14 protein-coding genes are annotated in these 17,503 nt (G+C 64.0%); 6 read left to right on the top strand and 8 right to left on the bottom strand.

Annotated elements, in window-relative coordinates; genetic code table 11:
- Nucleotides 1-555: 555 nt before the first annotated feature.
- Entirely contained in the window at nt 556-1,032 is a 477-nt protein-coding gene (locus tag BDD21_RS17145) for a YcgN family cysteine cluster protein (RefSeq protein ID WP_120799987.1), read from the top strand.
- Between the two features lie 234 nt (nt 1,033-1,266).
- Here the strand turns inward: BDD21_RS17145 and trhP are convergent, their stop codons facing one another.
- Both trhP and BDD21_RS17135 read right to left on the bottom strand, forming a co-directional pair.
- Entirely contained in the window at nt 1,267-2,592 is a 1,326-nt protein-coding gene (trhP, locus tag BDD21_RS17140; protein WP_245969938.1) for a prephenate-dependent tRNA uridine(34) hydroxylase TrhP, read from the bottom strand.
- A gap of 47 nt (nt 2,593-2,639) precedes the next feature.
- Nucleotides 2,640-3,815 carry a ChaN family lipoprotein gene (locus tag BDD21_RS17135; protein WP_245969662.1) on the bottom strand — a complete coding sequence of 392 codons (1,176 nt, stop codon included), beginning with the start codon at nt 3,813-3,815 and terminating at the stop codon, nt 2,640-2,642.
- A gap of 109 nt (nt 3,816-3,924) precedes the next feature.
- Here BDD21_RS17135 and BDD21_RS17130 point away from each other — a divergent pair, with 109 nt between their 5' ends.
- Nucleotides 3,925-6,075: a M1 family metallopeptidase gene (locus BDD21_RS17130; RefSeq protein WP_120798176.1), complete on the top strand. Its 2,151-nt coding sequence runs from the start codon at nt 3,925-3,927 to the stop codon at nt 6,073-6,075.
- A gap of 186 nt (nt 6,076-6,261) precedes the next feature.
- Here the strand turns inward: BDD21_RS17130 and BDD21_RS17125 are convergent, their stop codons facing one another.
- From BDD21_RS17125 to BDD21_RS17115, 3 genes are all read right to left on the bottom strand, one after another.
- Entirely contained in the window at nt 6,262-8,430 is a 2,169-nt protein-coding gene (locus tag BDD21_RS17125) for an alpha-amylase family glycosyl hydrolase (RefSeq protein ID WP_120798175.1), read from the bottom strand.
- A 318-nt stretch (nt 8,431-8,748) separates the two neighbouring features.
- The gene (locus BDD21_RS17120) at nt 8,749-9,834 is read right to left on the bottom strand and encodes an AI-2E family transporter (RefSeq protein ID WP_120798174.1); all 1,086 of its coding nucleotides are present in this window, start codon (nt 9,832-9,834) and stop codon (nt 8,749-8,751) included.
- Nucleotides 9,835-10,236: 402 nt separating this feature from the next.
- Nucleotides 10,237-10,911 (bottom strand): Fe2+-dependent dioxygenase, encoded by a 675-nt coding sequence (locus BDD21_RS17115; RefSeq protein WP_120798173.1) that lies wholly within the window; start codon nt 10,909-10,911, stop codon nt 10,237-10,239.
- A gap of 182 nt (nt 10,912-11,093) precedes the next feature.
- Between BDD21_RS17115 and BDD21_RS17110 the strand changes: the two genes are divergently transcribed.
- Nucleotides 11,094-11,684 (top strand): hypothetical protein, encoded by a 591-nt coding sequence (locus BDD21_RS17110; RefSeq protein WP_120798172.1) that lies wholly within the window; start codon nt 11,094-11,096, stop codon nt 11,682-11,684.
- A gap of 9 nt (nt 11,685-11,693) precedes the next feature.
- Nucleotides 11,694-13,481, top strand: a complete 1,788-nt coding sequence (locus BDD21_RS17105) for an SLC13 family permease (protein ID WP_120798171.1) — start codon at nt 11,694-11,696, stop codon at nt 13,479-13,481.
- Between the two features lie 224 nt (nt 13,482-13,705).
- On the opposite strand, the gene ppnP is transcribed toward BDD21_RS17105, so the two are convergent.
- Entirely contained in the window at nt 13,706-14,020 is a 315-nt protein-coding gene (gene ppnP / locus BDD21_RS17100; RefSeq protein WP_120798170.1) for a pyrimidine/purine nucleoside phosphorylase, read from the bottom strand.
- A gap of 100 nt (nt 14,021-14,120) precedes the next feature.
- On the opposite strand from ppnP, the gene mepA reads away from it, so the two are divergent.
- Nucleotides 14,121-14,987: a penicillin-insensitive murein endopeptidase gene (mepA, locus tag BDD21_RS17095; protein WP_120798169.1), complete on the top strand. Its 867-nt coding sequence runs from the start codon at nt 14,121-14,123 to the stop codon at nt 14,985-14,987.
- A 194-nt stretch (nt 14,988-15,181) separates the two neighbouring features.
- Here the strand turns inward: mepA and BDD21_RS17090 are convergent, their stop codons facing one another.
- Together BDD21_RS17090 and BDD21_RS17085 are read right to left on the bottom strand one after the other, a co-directional pair.
- On the bottom strand, nt 15,182-15,580 hold the full coding sequence (locus tag BDD21_RS17090; protein ID WP_120798168.1) for a DNA-binding transcriptional response regulator: 399 nt from the start codon (nt 15,578-15,580) through the stop codon (nt 15,182-15,184).
- Nucleotides 15,580-16,191: a 2OG-Fe(II) oxygenase family protein gene (locus BDD21_RS17085; protein ID WP_120798167.1), complete on the bottom strand. Its 612-nt coding sequence runs from the start codon at nt 16,189-16,191 to the stop codon at nt 15,580-15,582. The genes BDD21_RS17090 and BDD21_RS17085 overlap by 1 nt, the downstream gene beginning before the upstream one ends.
- Nucleotides 16,192-16,427: 236 nt before the next feature.
- Here BDD21_RS17085 and BDD21_RS17080 point away from each other — a divergent pair, with 236 nt between their 5' ends.
- On the top strand, nt 16,428-17,381 hold the full coding sequence (locus BDD21_RS17080) for a DMT family transporter (protein WP_120798166.1): 954 nt from the start codon (nt 16,428-16,430) through the stop codon (nt 17,379-17,381).
- The last annotated feature ends 122 nt before the right edge of the window (nt 17,382-17,503 follow it).

The raw sequence follows: 17,503 nt of genomic DNA, 5'->3' as shown, positions 1-17,503 counted from the left end.
GAGCCGGCGCGGTTTAAGAAATTAAAAAAGATATGGTTTTAAACCGCGTTCCAGCCAAGGGCCGTGGATGCACCAAACGCCGAACTCACTCGAAAGTGCGCATCTCGCTCTGGACGCGGTTTAGCCAGCCCTGTTGCCCCGGAAAAGGCAGCATCAGCCTGTGGATAAGTCTGTGGGCGAGTTGTGCAGTGGGGAATGAGCGCAGTGCCCATGTGACTGTTTCTTCGAAAGCCTTTGACCAACAGGGCCCGTATGAGAATAATAAAAACAATGGCTTAAAGATTCTCCCGAAAAATGAACGATGAAGGCCCGAGGCTCCCGAGCGACCCCTCGGGAGACATCTGTCGGTGTGCATAACGTCTTTGCGAGTCGATCCGGGTTCGCAAAAAAGTCAAGTCCACAAAGGCGGTCATCGGTCCGATGAGGCCAGATCGCGAAGCCCGAGATCGGATACGACGGCTTGAGATCCAACCGACGGCCCGCCCGCGACGGGGTGCATCGACCCTCCGGATCGGTCAAGATAGGCGACATCAGCAACCTGTGGATATGCCCGACATGCGCGAACCCGATGAAGGCCCCGATAGAGGCCCCGATGAAGGCGTGGCGAGATTCTGGGAGACGACCCCGCTCTCGGCCATGAGCCCCGAGCAGTGGGAGTCACTCTGCGACGGCTGCGCGAAATGCTGTCTCGAGAAGTTCGAGGAAGAGGAGACCGGGGACATCATCTATTCGCGCGTCGCCTGCGCGCTTCTGGATCTCGACAGCTGCAGGTGCAGCGATTATGCCGATCGGGCGCGGCGCATGCCCGATTGCGTCACTTTGACACCTGCAGCATTGGCGAACTCAAGGTGGCTTCCGGAGACCTGCGCCTACCGGCTGTTGGCCGAGAGTAAGCCGTTGCCGAGCTGGCATCCGCTGATCACCGGCGATCCGGATTCCGTCTTGGAAGCCGGGCAGAGCCTGTACGGGCGAGCGATCAAGCCGGGGCCGAAGACGGACCCGCTGATGCATCTCATCGATTGGATCCGCTAAACCGCGTCCAGTGCGACATGCGTCATTTTCACTTTGCGTCTGGCTTTGGAGATATCCTCGATCTCGGTGAGACGCGGTTTAAGGTCATTTCCGTGAATTGGCATCCCGACTGCGCATGCCGGGAAGTCTTGTAGGGGCGAATTAATTCGCCCCTACACGCCGGTAGATGCTTTCCCGGAAATCGCCAAAGCCTGTTCCCCCGCGCAGCGTTGGGCGACCTCTGGTCGGCATGACCTACGTGGACGATGTTGCCAGGGGCTCGGACAGCATTCGGGTCAGCAGCGCGTAACCGTCGAGCGCCGAAGAAACCGGTGCCGGGACGGGGATGCGCACCTGCCAGCCGTCTCCCGGCGCGAGTTGAAGCTCCGTGCCGTCGTCTCTGCGCATGGATTCCAAGCGGAAGCGGCGATTCCCGGCCGGGGTCAAGAGTTCCAGCTCATCACCCACCGCGAAGCGGTTCTTGACCCTGACGTCCGCCCAGCCGTCGCTGCTGACGGTGACCTCGCCGACAAAGATCTGCCGCTGGTTGCGCGAGGCCCCGTCGTCATAGTTCTGCAGCTCGCTCGGGGCATGGCGCCGGTAGAAACCTTCGGTGTAGCCGCGGTTGGCAAGCCCTTCCAGATCGGTCAGCAGATCCTTGCGGAACGCACGCCCGGCGAGCGCGTCGTCGATCGCTGCGCGGTAGACCTGAGAGGTACGCGCCACATAGTAGTGGGACTTCGTCCGGCCCTCGATCTTCAGCGAATCGATGCCCATCGACACCAGCCGCGCGACATGCTCGACCGCGCGCAAGTCGCGCGAGTTGAGGATATAGGTCCCCGCCTCGTCCTCGAAGATCGGCAGATAGGAACCCGGCCGCTCGCGCTCTTCGAGCAGATAGACCTCGTCGGCGGCCGGATGCCGCGGCGCGCCCGCGATGTCTCCCCCGACATCGCCTGCAAGGTCCGTGGAAAGGTCCGGGGGGACCGCCAGCGCCTCGGCCAACGCCGCACTCGCCACTCGATAGTCCCACCGGCAGGCGTTGGTGCAGGCGCCCTGGTTGGCGTCGCGATGATTGAAATAACCCGACAACAAACAGCGTCCGGAGTAGGCGATGCAGAGTGCGCCGTGCACGAAGACCTCGAGCTCGACGTCGGGACAGGCCGCACGGATCTCGGCCACCTCGTCCAACGACAGCTCGCGCGAGAGGATCACCCGCGAGACCCCCTGCGCCGACCAGAAGCGCACCGCTGCGGCATTGGTGGTGTTCGCCTGCACCGAGAGATGGATCGGCTGATCCGGCCAGCGCTCGCGCACCAGCATGATCAGACCGGGGTCGGCCATGATCAGGGCATCCGGACCCATCGCGAGGATCGGCTCCAGGTCTGCGACGAAGCTCTTGAGCTTGGCCCCGTGCGAGAGGATGTTGGCGGCCAAATAGAAGCGCTTGCCGCCCGCGTGCGCCTCGGTGACCGCGCTCGCGAGCGTCGCCCCGTCGAAGGCGTTGTTGCGCACCCGCAGACTGTACCTGGGCAGACCGGCATAAACCGCATCGGCCCCGTAGGCGAAGGCGTAACGCATGGCCTGCGGCGAGCCCGCAGGCGAGAGCAGTTCCGGTCGCACGCGTCTCAACGCAGCTCCACCTGGAAGCTCAGACGCTCGTCGGCCCCGAGCGTGCGCTTGCGCAGGACCTCGACGGGCATCTTCTCTCCCGGCCCCTTGTCGAGCAAGGCGATGCGCACGTCGGCGTAGGCGCTCACCGGTTGGTCGCCGATCTGCACGATGCGATCCCCTTCCTGGATACCGGCATCCTTGGCCCCGCTCGACTCCGCAAAGCCTTGGACGAGCGCACCGCCCCTGTCGATACCCGATTCGAGCATGACCCCGAGCAGGCCGGACGCGGGCAGCGCAATCTCCTGCGGATAGAGGAAGTAATCGGCCGCTGCCGGATCCATGCGGCGCTGGGTCCCGTTGAGGATGGTCACCGTCGGGACATCGAGACGACGCGTCAGGCGGCTGGGGATCCCCTGACCGTACTCCACATGACCGGATCCCGCCAGCACGACAAGCGTGCGTTCCGGGTTCGCCTTCAAATAGGCCGCGGCGCGTTCGGCCATCCCCTCGTCCCAAAGAAGCTGGACCTCCAGAAAGTTCTCGACATCCTGCTTGCGCTCGCTCGGGTGCATCGCGAACACCGCCTCGATGCGCTCGCGGTAGGTCGGGTCGCCGCGATCGATCTCGGCCGGGATACGGGCGCGCTCGGCCTCGGTCAGGCCGGCGATCCCGACCTCCCCGACACGTCGCGTCAGCTCGGCTTCCAGATTCAAGGCGATCACCGGGATGCCGTGCTCGCGCGCGAAGCGCAGGATAGGACGATAGAGCCGATAATCGAAACGCCAGCGGTCGAAATATTCCGTGCGGCGCAGAAACTCCGCCTCGTCGATCTCGCCCGCGATGTAGGCGTCGATCGCCGCCTGGTAGGGTTGTTGGAAGAACTCCATCCCGATGGCCAGCGATGTTCCGCGCGCGTGCAGGCCCTCGATCACAGCCAGTTGGTTGAGGTGGTCCTCGTAGCGGTCGTGGCTCTCGCCGACAAAGACGACACGTCGATCGGCGATCCGATCGAGCAGGTTGCTCATATCCGACAGCGCGGCAAGATCCAGGACACGTGTCCCCGGGTCGGGCGCCTGCGACGCGTCGGCTTGTGCGGGAGGGGTCGTCGGAGACGGAGGCCCGTACGCTGCGCAGGCCCCGGACACCAGCACGGCCGTGACGACGAACGCCGACAGTTGACAATAGGACACGAAAAATCCTCTCTGGTCATGAGCCGAATCGGCCCGCATATTTGAACTCGGCGCAATGCGGACAGTTCGCTCGCGCTCCCGATCCCTCAGCCGCATGGACCCTAGACTGATGCGAAACCTGTTCGTTTCAAGCCTCCTGCTCTTCCGTTCGATCCTTCTCGGGTCGATCCTTCTCGGGTCGACCCACCTTTCGGCAGACGCAGTGCTCGTCGAGCACGCGATCGAGGCCCGTATCGACCCCGCTGCGGGCACCCTGCAGGTGCGGGATACGCTGACATTCCCGGACGACAGACCGGAATGGTTGCTGCTGCTGCATGCCGGGATGGAGCCGGAAGTCGCCTCCGAGAATGCGCGAATCGACATCGCCGAACACCTTGGACATCTCACCGGCTACCGGCTTCGCATGTCCGCACCGGGCCCCGTCACCCTGACCTACGGCGGATCCATCCGTCATGCACGCGAGCAGATCGCCGAAGGCATGGGCCGTACCCGCGAGTGGTCGCGCGGCACCATCGCGCCCGAGGGCGTCTTTCTCGACGGCAACAGCGGCTGGTATCCGCGCATCCCGGACAGCCTTCAAACCTTCTCGCTCGCAGTGACACTTCCGGACGGCTGGACCGCGGTCTCGCAGGGCGAGGGTCCGGGCGATCCGTCAAGCGCACTGTCCACCTGGCGTGAGACCCATCCGCAGGACGACATCTATCTGATCGCGGCACCTTTCGAACGCTATATCGATCAAGCTCAGGCCGGAGACGCCGAATACGAGGCCCAAGTCTACCTGCGCGAGGCCGACGCGGCACTGGCACGGCGCTATCTGGACGCGACCGCGACCTACATCAACCTCTATTCCGAATTGATCGGCGCCTATCCGTTCGCCAAGTTCGCATTGGTCGAGAACTTCTGGGAGACCGGCTACGGCATGCCCTCCTTCACGCTCCTCGGATCGCAAGTCATCCGCCTGCCCTTCATCATCCACACCTCCTACCCCCACGAGATCCTTCATAACTGGTGGGGCAACGGCGTCTATGTCGACTACCAAGCCGGCAATTGGTCCGAGGGGCTCACCACCTACCTGGCCGATCACCTGATGCGCGAGCGCGCCGGCGAGGGCTGGGTCTATCGGCGCGAGATGCTCAAGGGCTACGCCGACTATGTGCGAGACAGCAGCGACTTCCCGGTCGTCGAGTTCCGCGGCCGTCACGGCGCAGCCTCCCAGGCGATCGGCTACGGCAAGAGCGCCATGCTCTTCCACATGCTGCGCCGCCAGCTCGGCGACGAGGCGTTCAAGGCCGGGCTTGCGCGTGTCTGGACCGACAACCGATTTCGTGTCGCCGACTTCGATGATCTGCGCCGCTCGTTCGAGGCCGCGAGCGGGCGCGATCTCGGAGACTTCTTTCAAACATGGACGACGCGCACCGGCGCGCCGCGGATCCGCCTCGCGGAGGTCGCGGTCGTCCCCGCAGACGCGGGAGCCGACACGGGTTTCGCGCTGACCGGCCGAATCGAGCAGACCCAGGGCGGCGAGCCCTTCCCCGTGCGTGTCCCCCTGCTCGTGCATCAAGAGACGGGCGACCCGGTCAGTCTCGTCGTCGAACTCACCGGAGCGAGCGCGGACTTCACGGTCGCCCTGCCGTCCGCGCCGGTCCGGGTCGCGATCGATCCCTGGCTCGACGTCTTCCGCGAGCTGCTCCCGGGCGAGACGCCCGTCGCCTTGAGCAACCTCTTCGGATCCGACCGCGGACTCATGGTCCTGCCCGCCGCGGCACCCTATGCCTTCAAGGACGGCTACCGGCGCCTCGCCGAGGCATGGAAGACAGGTCACCCCGGCTGGGAGATCCGGTGGGACGACACCCTGAAGTCTCTGCCCGAGGACCGGGCGGTGTGGCTGATGGGCTGGGAAAACCGCTGGCTCGATCGATTTGCGCAGCTCGCGCAAGGTGTCGCGCTGGAGCCCGAGCAACGCCGACTCCGACTCGGCGGCGAGGACAGGCTCGACGGCGCGCAGGTCAGCCCCGTGCTCACCGCGTGGCAGGACCGACAGCCGCTCGGCTGGCTCGCCGCGAGCGAGCCGGCCGCACTCCCCGGCCTTGCCCGCAAGCTCCCGCACTACGGGAAATACAGCTATCTGATCTTCAGCGGCACTGCACCCGATAATCAGGCGAAGGGCCAATGGCCGTCGGGCGATTCCGAGCTGGTGTCCTGGCTCGGCCCGAAACGCGAACTGCCGCCGCTCGCGGAACCTCCCGCGTTGGCACCCTAAACCGCGTCCATAGCGAGATGCTCACTTTCGAGTGATGTCGACGTTGGGTGCATCCACGGCCCTTAGCGGGGACGCGGTTTAGGGTGAGCTATTTTTTAATCTCCTAAACCGCGCCATCTCCAGCGGTCGTCAAATCCGCCGGGGCCGATCTCATCTAAAAACATCGCATACCGCACCGGGCGCGGTTTAACGCAGATAAACCCCGTCCTCGCCGATCTTGCCCGGTCCATCCAGGACATAGATGCCGGCCGAATTGGCCTTGACGTGGAAGACCAACCGCCCCTGGCACGCTTGCTCTTGGCCGGTCACGGCGTCGCGATAGATCCCCGGCCGGACCCCGTCGATTCCGATTTCTTGATCGGAGCCGATGGAGAGACCGACCACCACATAGCTGCCGCTCTCGGGATGATCGCGCACGAATCGCATCCCGCTGCCCCATTCGGCGAGGTGGCTCAGCCCGGCCTTTTGGAGTGCAGGAATCGCACGGCGGATCAGGTTGAGACGCTGGATGTGGCGATAAAGCGGGTTGCTCTGCGTCTCGTCGAGACGCGCGTCGGTCAGGTGATCGCCGAAATAGGCGCGCCCGGTCTGATGTAGGGTATCGCGCTCGCCTTCGACGTCTTGCGGCGCGCCCTTCATGAACTCGATCTCCTCGCCGAAATACAGACAGGGGATCCCGCGCACGGTCCAGATCAGGTTGTAGGCCGCGGCGGCCATCCACTGCTCACCTTTGAACCGGTACTTGAAATCGTTGTCCGGGCCGACGTCGTGGTTCTGCAGAAAGGTCACCAGCTGCGTCACGTCGCCGTAGATCCAGTCCATGCCGAGGATCTGGGCGGTGCCGGCATAGGTGCCCTTGCTCACGGTGTCGCGGAAGGTGGAGAAGAGGCCGAAATCCAGCTGCGGGAAACCCGAATCACCGCCCGATTCCGGATCTTGGGGATCATGGCCGATACGCGTGTACCACCAGGGCCGGATCTGCGACGGACCATTGTCGCCGCCGCCGAGATCGCCCCAGCCATAGCCCTTCACCAGATTCTCGCCGAACACGAAGAGACCCGGCTTGTGGGCCTTCCAGGCGTCGATGTACTCGAGCAGGTTGTCACGCTCGACATGCTTGACGGTGTCGATGCGCAACGCGTCCACACCCATGTCCAGATATCGATTGATGGACCCGATGAGATAGTCCTTGACGTTCTGGCGCTCGGTGGCCAGGTCGATGCAGTCCCCGGCCAGGTGCTTGTGCTGGAGCGAATGGGGACTCTCCCAATCGCCGCCGCAGATGAAGCCCTCCTGGTGATACCACTCGGGATCCAGATCATTGGGGTCGACACCGAAGAAACGCCCCGGGTTGTAGCCGGGCTTGGGCACCGTCTCGCCGGTCTTGGGATCGACCAGCGGCTCGATGCCCTCCGGATCGCTGTCGTGGCGCTCGCGGTACCATTTGGGCGCGACCGGGTTGTCGATGTCGTCGCGATTCGGCCAAGCGTAATTGCCGAGATGGCCCTGGTAGGGACCGTGATCGACCTGCCCCTGCTCCGCGCCTTGCGGCACGTAGTATTTGATCGGCAGATGGTCGATGTGCACCTTCCCGCGAATGCCGTACTGGCAGGAGTGGTTCACGACGACGTCCTGGATGATCTTGATGCCCTTGGCATGGGCGGCGTCGATCAGATCCTGGTAGGTCGCTCCCGGTGACTCCAGACGCGGATCGATGCGGGTCCAGTCGTAGGGATGATAGCCGTGATAATCGAGACCGGAGCGGTTCTCCACGGGCGGGGTGATCCAGATGGCCGTGAAGCCGAGATCGCGAATGTAATCGAGGCGCTGGATCAGACCTTTGAAGTCGCCCCGCCAATGGGGATCGACCGGTTTGCCGCCCTCGTCGAATTGAATGCGGTCGCGGCAGAAGAAGTTGTTCGAGGGATCGCCGTCGAAGAAGCGTGTGGTGATCAGAAAGTAGATGGTCTCCTCGCGGAAATCGCTCCGCTCGGCGACCGGGCGCAGCTCGGTCGTGAAACTCGGCAAGGGCCGGGGGGCGGGCGGCGGCTCGACACTCTTCACGGACCGACCGCGATGTCCGGGACGATGATCGTGCCAGTGGCTCCTGGCGTCGAGCCAGCCGTCGGCATCGCGAAAGTGGTCGTGCGTCTGATGGCCTTCGCCGTCCGTGAAAACCAGATGCGCCGAGCGGGTTCCGGGCAGGCGGATCCGATACCAGTGCTCGTCGAGCGCCTCCATCGGCACACCGGGCCAATCGGTACGAGGCCCGATCGGCTGGGCATCCCAAACGTGGGCGCGGACGATCGAGCCCCAGCCGGGGCGGCGCTCGAAGTGGAGGATCAAATCGGACATCAAGAAGGCTCCGTGTCTCGGTCTCGGTCAGGAAGGGTTCAAAAACAGTCAAAAAAGCTCGACGAGAGAGTGCCTTTGCAACCGTTGTCGTTGTCGTAATCGAAATCAACACCGATGGGTTTGGATACTCGACGGATTGCCGACACGTTTTCAAGTAAAGATCAAGCGCGCGTAGCCCCCACGACACGCAGAGGAACGAACGCGGCTCAGCCTTATTGTATATTTTTTAATACCTTAAACCGCGCCTGCTCCGACAATGATCGAAGTCGGCGCGGCCGAGCCAATCCGACAAACTACGCATACCGCGCTGGGCGCGGTTTAAGCGGAATGCTCGGCGGACTCGGACCCTCCGTGCAACCACGCAAGAAAGAGCTTGTAGCCGAGCACCAAGACGACCGAGCCGACGAAGAGCCCGATGATTCCGGCACTGAGGAACCCGCCGATGGCACCGACGAAGATCACGGCCATCGGGACATCCACGCCGCGCCCGAGGAGGATGGGCTTGAGGACATGCTCCAGGCTATACACGAAGAGACTCCAAATCAGAAACGCCAGGAAGGCGAAGGTTCCGACATGGAAGAAGACATAGACGAGGATCGCAACCGTGATCGGGAGGATCCCGATCTGCACCACGCACATCACCAGCGCCAGCAGCGCCCAAAGCCCGGCTGCGGGGACGCCGATCGCCAGCCACCCCAGCCCGGCGAGGAGCGACTGAATCAGAGCAACACCGAGAATGCCCCGGGTCACGCTGCGAATGGTCGCCTCCGAGAGCTTCGCGAACTCCACACCCCGCGCACCCGCCAATCGCCGAGCAAAGGCAACGCTCGCGCGTTGTCCGCCCTCGGCCTGAGCGAGCAGGAAACCCGCAATCAGGATGGCCACGAGGATATGCAGCAGCCCCACCCCGGCCCCGCCGGCGACCCCGATCGCCCAATGCAGGGCAACCTTGAGCTCGGGCTCGATCTGCACGAGCACCGACGTGAAATTCGACGTACCCTCAGTCCAGACACGGGCGATGTCGTCGCCGATCAGCGGCAGCCGTGCAACGGCATCGGGCAAGGGCGGAATCTTCAGCGACTCGTGGCTGAAGGCATTGATGACGGTGTGCACCTCCCCGACCAGCGATGCACTGAGCAAGAGCGCCGGCACCAGCAAAAGCACAAAGCAGAGCAAGGACATGATGACGGCGGCGAGGATTCGACGCCCGTGCAGAAGGTGCGTCAGTCGCTCGTAACCCGGATAGAGCCCGATCGCAATGATGATCGCCCAGGCAAAGGGCACGATAAAGGGTCGCACGATATCGAAACACCAGGCGATCAGAATCGCGACAAACGCGATCCGGATGAACGCCTCGACCGCGCGGTCCAAAAAGATGCGATCCCCGTCACCGCCCTGTTGCATGCTCGAACCCCTGTGCTCTTGATGACAACTTAAACCGCGCCCGGTGCGATATGTGTCGTGTGTTGGATTGCCTTGGCCGCGCCGGCTTCGACAACTGTCGGAGCCGGCGCGGTTTAAGAACGATTCAAAACCAACCGAGAACGTAGGATGGGTAGAGCGAAGCGAAACCCATCCAGCCCGCGCCGAACGATACCCCGGGCGATCCCCGAGCGCGACGAAGACTCGACGCATGTTGTGCTCCGTCGGGGCCGGACGCGGGCGAGTGCAGCACGGCAGATGTGTCGAGACCGTTCGTTGTCGTGGTCGTGGTCGTGGTCGTATCCGATGGTCGATTACGACAACGACAACGACCACGACAACGAAAATGATCTCGGACAGTCTCGGAATCTCTGCACCGCTCCACTAGAGATCACTCCACATCCTCACCAGGTTCGCATAGGAGCGATCGACGTAGGCGGTGGTGTCCTCTTCGGGTGCGGTCTTGAGCAATCGCTCGCGGGCGAGATTCAACTCGTAGAGAAGTTCTCGGCGTGCGGGATCGCGCACGTAGCTCTGGATCCAGGTCAGGGCGACCAGGCGCTCCCCGCGCGTGACCTCCAGCACCCGGTGCAGGCTCGAGGAGGGGTAGACGACGGCATCCCCCGCGGCCGGTTTGATCCTCTGCTCGCCGAACGGGGTGCGGATGAACAGCTCGCCGCCCTCGTAGGACGCCGGGTCGTTGAGAAAGATCGTCATGGAGACATCGGATCGGAAACGCGGGCCAGTCGTCCCCATGATCGGATCATCGACATGCTCCCCGTAAGCCATGCCCGGCGTATAGCGGGCGATGATGGGATCGGCCACCCGATGCGGCAGGACGCCGAACCGAAAGGTCTCATGATGGCCGAGACTTGCCATGATAATGCGGATGAGCCGCTGCATGCGCTCGGGTTCCGGCCGCATCTCTTCGTTGCGCTTGACCCGCCCTGCGGCGAAGCCGGCGGTCAACTTGCCGTCGATGAAGGGTGCGTCGGCGATGATCTCGTGGATCTTGGCGATCTGCGCGCTGTTGAGAAGCGCCGGGATGGTCAACAACATGCTGTGCTCCGAGGGCGACACGACGCGCGTTGCAGTCGCCGCGGCCGCAAAAAAGATCGATAGACAGCAATCGCGTCTCGGCATCGGATCCCCCGGAGGCCGAGGCCGCACGAAAGGCGCGCAAGTCACCCCGACCCCGGTTTACTATCCGAGACCATCACCAACGACGCACGAGGCGAGCGATGCTTCTGAAAGCCATCATCGACGATCGGATCTATGAGCTCAACGTCCCCGATGCCCTGATCGGCCAAGCGCAGCCCTTCTTCGAGAAGCTCGACCAGGACATGGATTCCGGCTGGCAGATGAGCCGGGAGTGGGTCGAAAGGCCGGATCGGCTGCAGCGTTGTCAGATCGTCGCCGATAAGCTGTTGACCGCGCTCGAGTCCGAGAACCAAAAGCTCGGGATGATGATGGCCGGCTACATCTTGGCGCGTCTTCCGGGCGTCGAATCGGTCGAGCTCGACGTGCAGGGCGAGATCCAAAACAACCGCTTCAATCTCGCCGAGCACCGACCGACCGAGGCGGCGCCGCGCGCAACGACTGCCCCCGATGGTCCGGGCAAGCTCGGCAAGCTCGAGGCCATGGAGCAAGCCGGCAAGGACGTGACCAAGGTCTTCAAGGTCGGTCGCGGCTGGCGGTTCTCGGTCTTCGATCACGCCACCGGCAGCTGGCAGGACTCGCCGCTCGCACCGACCGAAGACGACGCCTCCCGGCTGCGTCAAGAGGCATTCAAGGCCCGTTACGAGGCCCTGCAACGCGGTCGCGATCACTGACGAGAGGATATGGACGCCTTCGTGCAACTCGGCTGGGAAGGCTGGTTCAGCCTGGGCATCGTGGTGCTCTGCTTCGGGCTTTTCGCCTTCAGCCGCGCGGCGCCGGATGTCGTCACCGCCGGTGCACTCACCCTGCTGCTCCTGTTCGGCATCCTGACCCCGGCGGAGGCCCTGAGCGGCTTTTCCAATCCGGGAATGCTGACCGTCGGCGTGCTCTATGTCGTCGTCACGGGCCTCACGCAGACCGGTGCCGTCGGCTGGATCGGACCGGGGCTGCTCGGACGTCCGCGCGGACCGACCGACGCGCGTTTGCGCCTGATGTTGCCCGTCGCGGGTTTGAGCGCGTTCCTGAACAACACGCCGGTCGTGGCCATCTTTATACCGGCGGTGCAGGACTGGGCCAAGCGACACCGCTTGGAGCTCTCGCGCCTGCTCATCCCGCTCTCCTACGCCAGTATCGTCGGCGGCACCTGCACCCTGATCGGGACCAGCACCAACCTGGTGGTCAACGGGCTCTATACGGAGCGCCTCGGCGGCGAGGGACTGGGTCTCTTCGAGCCGATCTGGGTCGGTCTGCCCATCACGGTCGCGACCTTTGTCTTCATGCTCACGGCGGGGCACTGGCTGCTCCCGAAACGGACCTCCGCGGCAGCCAGCTACGAGGATGTGCGCCAGTACACCTCCGAGATGCTCGTCGAGCCGGGCAGCCCGCTGATCGGCAAGAGCATCGAGGATGCCGGCCTGCGCCAGCTCCCCGGTTTATTTCTCATCGAGATCGAGCGCGGCGAGCAAGTCATGGCGGCGGTGTCCTCGCAGGAGGTCCTGCAGGCGAACGACCGGCTGGTCTTCGCCGGGATCCTGGATTCGGTCATGGACCTGCAGCGCACGCGCGGCCTGATCCCGGCAACCGATCAGGTGTTCAAGCTCGACGTGCCACGCCCCGGGCGCTGTTTCGTCGAGGCGGTGATGTCGGATAAATCGCCCTTGGTCGGCAAGAGCGTGCGCGCAGGGCGGTTTCGCAATCGCTACGACGCGGTGATCATCGCGCTCGCACGCAACGGCGAGCGGGTCGACCGCAAGATCGGCGATATCGTGCTGGCGCCGGGCGACACGCTCCTGCTCGAGACACGGCCGGACTTCGTGGAGCAGCAGAAGAACTCGCGCGACTTCCTGCTGGTGAGTCAGATCGGGGATTCGCATCCGCTCAAGCACAAGCACGCGCCGGTCGCCATCGCCATCGTGATCGCGATGGTCGCCGTGGTCACCGCGGGATGGCTGAGCATGTTGGAGGCCGCACTGCTGTCCGCGGGGCTCATGATCCTTACGCGCTGCACCGACAGCCGCACCGCGCGGCGCTCGCCGGACTGGCAGGTGCTGGTGGTGATCGCAACCTCCTTCGGCATCGGCGCCGCCTTGGAGAAGACGGGCGCGGCCTCGCTGGTGGCCGGCGGGCTGATCGGGCTGGCGGACGGGGATCCCTGGGTCACACTCGCCCTGGTCTTTACGGCGACTGCCCTCCTCACCTCGCTTGCGACCAACAACGTGGCCGCAGTGCTGGTGTTCCCGATCGCCGTGCAGGCGGCCCATGCCATGGGGGTGTCGCCCGCACCCTTTATCCTGACCCTGATGGTTGCGGCATCCGCCAGCTTCGCCACCCCCATCGGGTATCAGACCAACCTGATGGTGTTCAATGTCGGCGGCTACCGCTTCGGGGACTTCGTGCGGATCGGGGTCCCATTGACCTTGGTCGTGGGCTTGGTGACGGTCATGATCGTTCCGCTCGTCTGGTCCTTTTAAACCGCGCCCCACGCGGTATGCGATGTTCTTGGATGGGATCGGCCCCCGCGGATTTAACGACCGCTGGAGCCGGCGCGGTTTAAGAGATTAAAAAAGATATGATTTTAAACCGCGTCCCCGCTAAGGGCCGTGGATACACCAAACGCCGAGCTCACTTGAAAATTTAGCATCTCGCTCTGGACGCGGTTTAACCGACAACCCCTGATCCGCCAGGCGCGGCCCGATCAGCTGACGAAGGAGCAGCAATAATCGGTCAGCGTCCGCACGTGAATGCTGAATTTCGCCCGAGCCGGAACCTCGAACGACTCCCCGCCCTGCACCTGTACCCACTCCGCCGCATCGGGCAGCAGGACATCCAGATCCCCGTCGAGGATCTCCATGATCTCCTTGTCGTGGGTGGTGAACGCGTAGTCGCCCGGCTGCATGATGCCGAGTGTCTTCTTGCTGCCGTCGGGAAAGCGGATGGTGCGACTCGTCACGCCGCCGTCGAAGTAGCAGTTGGCCTTCTTGACGACGCTGACGTTGGTGAATTCGGACATGGGACGACACCTCGTGGTCTGAAGGAGGATCTCGATCCTCGGAGCGATCCGGGTATCATGCGCCGCAGTTTCATTCGCTGGAAGCCATTCAGGAGAAGCCATGACCCGGATCACTCAGGTCCGCGAGCTCGGACCCGCCCTCTGCATCGTCGGCGCCATGCTCTTTTTTGCAACGCTGAACGTCCAGGCCACGCCTTGGGCCGCGGTCGCAGCGCCGAGCAGCGGACCGCCCCAGGTGATCGGCGGCGTGTCCAACGGATGTATCGGCGGTGCCGATGCGCTGCCGGAGACCGGACCCGGTTACGTCAGCATCCGTCGCTATCGCAACCGCTACTACGGTCACCCCGATCTGCTGCGGTTTGTCGAAGACATGGGGCTCGCGCAGCAGTCGCGCGGCGAGCGTCTCATCATGATCGGCGACCTGAGTCAGCCGCGCGGCGGGCGCATGCCCTCCTCCCATCGCAGCCATCAGAACGGTTTGGATGTCGACATCTGGTTCACGCTGGCGGACTCGCCTGCTGCGGCCCGTCGCCTGATGGACGATCGCTCCGATCCGCAGAGTATGGTGCAAGCCGGCGGGCGCTCGGTGAGCGCGGCCTGGGGGCCGGCCCAGACCAGCCTGATCGAGACGGCCGCACGCCATCCGGATGTCGATCGGATCTTCGTCAACGCGGCGATCAAACAGGCGCTGTGTCGCAACAGCGGCAGCGCCGATCGGGATTGGCTCCGCAAGATCCGCCCTTGGTGGGGTCACGATGCACACTTTCATGTGCGGCTGCGCTGCCCGGCCGGGAGCCCGGATTGCGAATCGCAAGCCGCGCTGACCGGCGACGACGGCTGCGGGACGGACCTCGCCTGGTGGCTGAGCGACGAGGCACTCAAGCCCTCGAAGGGCGGCGGCAGCTCGGCAGCCAAGCCCGAGCCACGCATGCCGCAAGCGTGCAGCGCGCTTCTGCGCGACTTCTAAACCGCGTCCGGAGCGAGATGCTCACTTCCGAGTGAGCTCGACGTTGGGAGCATCCACCGCCCTTAGCGGGGACGCGGTTTAACTTTGAATACTTTTAATACTTTTAATACCTTAAACCGCGCCGGCTCCAGCGGTCGTCAAGTCTGCCGGGGTCGATACCATCCAAAAACATCGCATACCGCGCCGGGCGCGGGTTAAGGCTGCGCTGTCAGCGTGAGGGCGCGACGCAAGGCGGCCTCGACCCGCGCCGGGTCGATCGGGAAGGCAATCGCCTCGAAGACCGGAAAGCGTGCCGTCATGGCGTCGAGCTTGTGTCGGTACTCGCTCTGGTAGAAGCAGATCACCTTGACCTCGGGATGACGCTGTAGGCGTGCCATCAGGGTCTCGAGGTTGCTGGTGCGATCGCGAAAGTCGGATTGGAAGTTGTATTCGGCAACGACGACGTCCGGGATGTGGCGCTTGAGCGCGACCTGCGCCTTGCGCTGCGAGGCGACCACCTCGACCTCGAATCCGAGGTGTCGATAGAGCGTGGTCAGATTGGGGTAGCCGCCGAGCTCGACGATGGCCAGCAGGATCGGTGCCCTGTCGCTCATCAGGCAAAGACCACCCAGGTGGTGGCAATGTATTTCACGCCGGTCCGGATGACCGCAGCCCGATGCTCGTGCGTCCAGAAGGGCGGAAATAGGACGAGCTTGCCGCGCTCGGGACGCACGGCGACGTCCTGATGGAGAAACTCGGTCTCACCGCCCGGACCCGGCACGTCGTTCAGATACCACAGCGCCACCAACTGGCGTTGACTCAACTCGTGGCTGCCGCCGTCGACGTGCCAGTGATAATACTCGCCGGGTCTGTAGCGCTGGACCTGGTAGCCTTCGTCCTTGAAGGGCCCTTTAAAGTAGGGGTAGGTCTCGCGAAACTCATTGATCGCGGCGGCCAGCGAGCCGAAGAACATCCGGTCGACATCCTTCCAATCCGGCTTGTTGCTCACGACGAGGTCCGTGGTGCGCTTCACGCCCGGATCCTCGGTGCGAAGCTGCCCGACCCGCCCGGCATATTGGTATTCGGGCTGGGCCTCGAAGCGCTCGATCACGGCGTCGCAGAAGACGGGCGGAAGCGCCAATGGCCGCTCGAAGATGAAGCTCCCGGCCTTCACCTCGCGGATCGTGGGCAATGGGGGCAGGGTACGTTCGACAGCGAAGGTCATGGCGGCTGAGTCGGCTCGGGGTAGGTCGGGCTATTGTCCGGACCCGATGCAGCTGCGGTCAAACCCCGGGCTGCGGGTGCGTATCCCGATCGGGCGTGTCGCAGGACAGGCCCATCGAGCGAGGCACGTCAACCGACACCCGGACGTTCAACCAGAATCGAGATCATCGACATGCTTGAGACAGACACCCGGACGCCATCCGCGCCGACCCGACGCGACCGATCGCAACCGTGCCCATGCAACTGACCCGGCGGCATCGCCTCGCGGACTGGGTCATGCTGCTGTCGCTGACCCTGATGTGGGGCACCTCTTTTCTCCTGACCAAGATTGCGGTCGGCGGCGTGCCACCCGATCTCGTCGTGGCCGGACGCTTGGTCGTGGCTGCGACGCTGCTCGTCCCCGCGGCCTGGATGTTCGCGACCCGGCCGGTTGCCGGTGCACGGCTCTGGGTCTTCTATATCTTGATCGCCGTGTTCGGCAACGTCCTGCCCTTTTCCCTGATCTCTTGGGGCCAGACCTTTATCGACAGCGGTCTTGCCGGCATCCTGATGGCCGTCATGCCGCTGGCGACCCTGGGGCTCGCCCATTTCCTGGTCCCGGGCGAGCATCTCACACGCTATCGCGCGGCTGGCTTTGTCCTGGGGTTTGCCGGTGTCGTGGTGCTGGTCGGCCCGGACGCCTTCTCGGATCTCGCCAACGGACAAGGGCACCTGCTGCCGATGCTGGCGGTGCTGGGCGGGGCCATCAGCTACGCCGTCTCCTCGATCCTGGCGCGCCTTCGCCCGGCGAGCGATGCGCTCTTCAGCGCCGCCTCCACCATCTCTCTGGCCTCGCTGATGATGGTGCCGATCCTCTTCATCACCGGGGATATCGCCGTGGCTGGCGGATTAGAGGTCGTTCCGGACACACCGCACCTGATCGCGGTCGCACTGCTCGGGGTCTTTGCGACCGCGATTGCAACCATAGTGTATTTCAAACTGGTGAAATCGGCCGGTCCGTCGTTCGTCTCTCAGCTGAACTACCTGATTCCGCTGTGGGCCGTCGGCGTCGGGATGCTTTTCCTCGGCGAGGAGCCGGAGCCGAACCATCTGTACGCGCTCGGTCTGATCCTCTGCGGCATCCTGGTCACCCAACTGGAGCGCCGCGGCACCGCGCCCGCACGGGGCCCGGCTCCCCGTAGGCCGGGGTAGGTTGGGATATGGTGGTTAGTGGTTAGTGGTGAGGTGATTTCCGGAAAAGGATCTACCGGCAGAGCCCGAACCGGGAAAAGTGGCCGAAGGCTCTACTCGTTGTTGTTGTCGTTGTCGTCCGG

It is taken from the genome of Thiocapsa rosea (assembly GCF_003634315.1).
GTDB lineage: Bacteria > Pseudomonadota > Gammaproteobacteria > Chromatiales > Chromatiaceae > Thiocapsa > Thiocapsa rosea.
The sequence above is the reverse complement of the archived record's forward strand: the minus strand, read 5'-3'. Positions and strand labels throughout refer to the sequence as shown.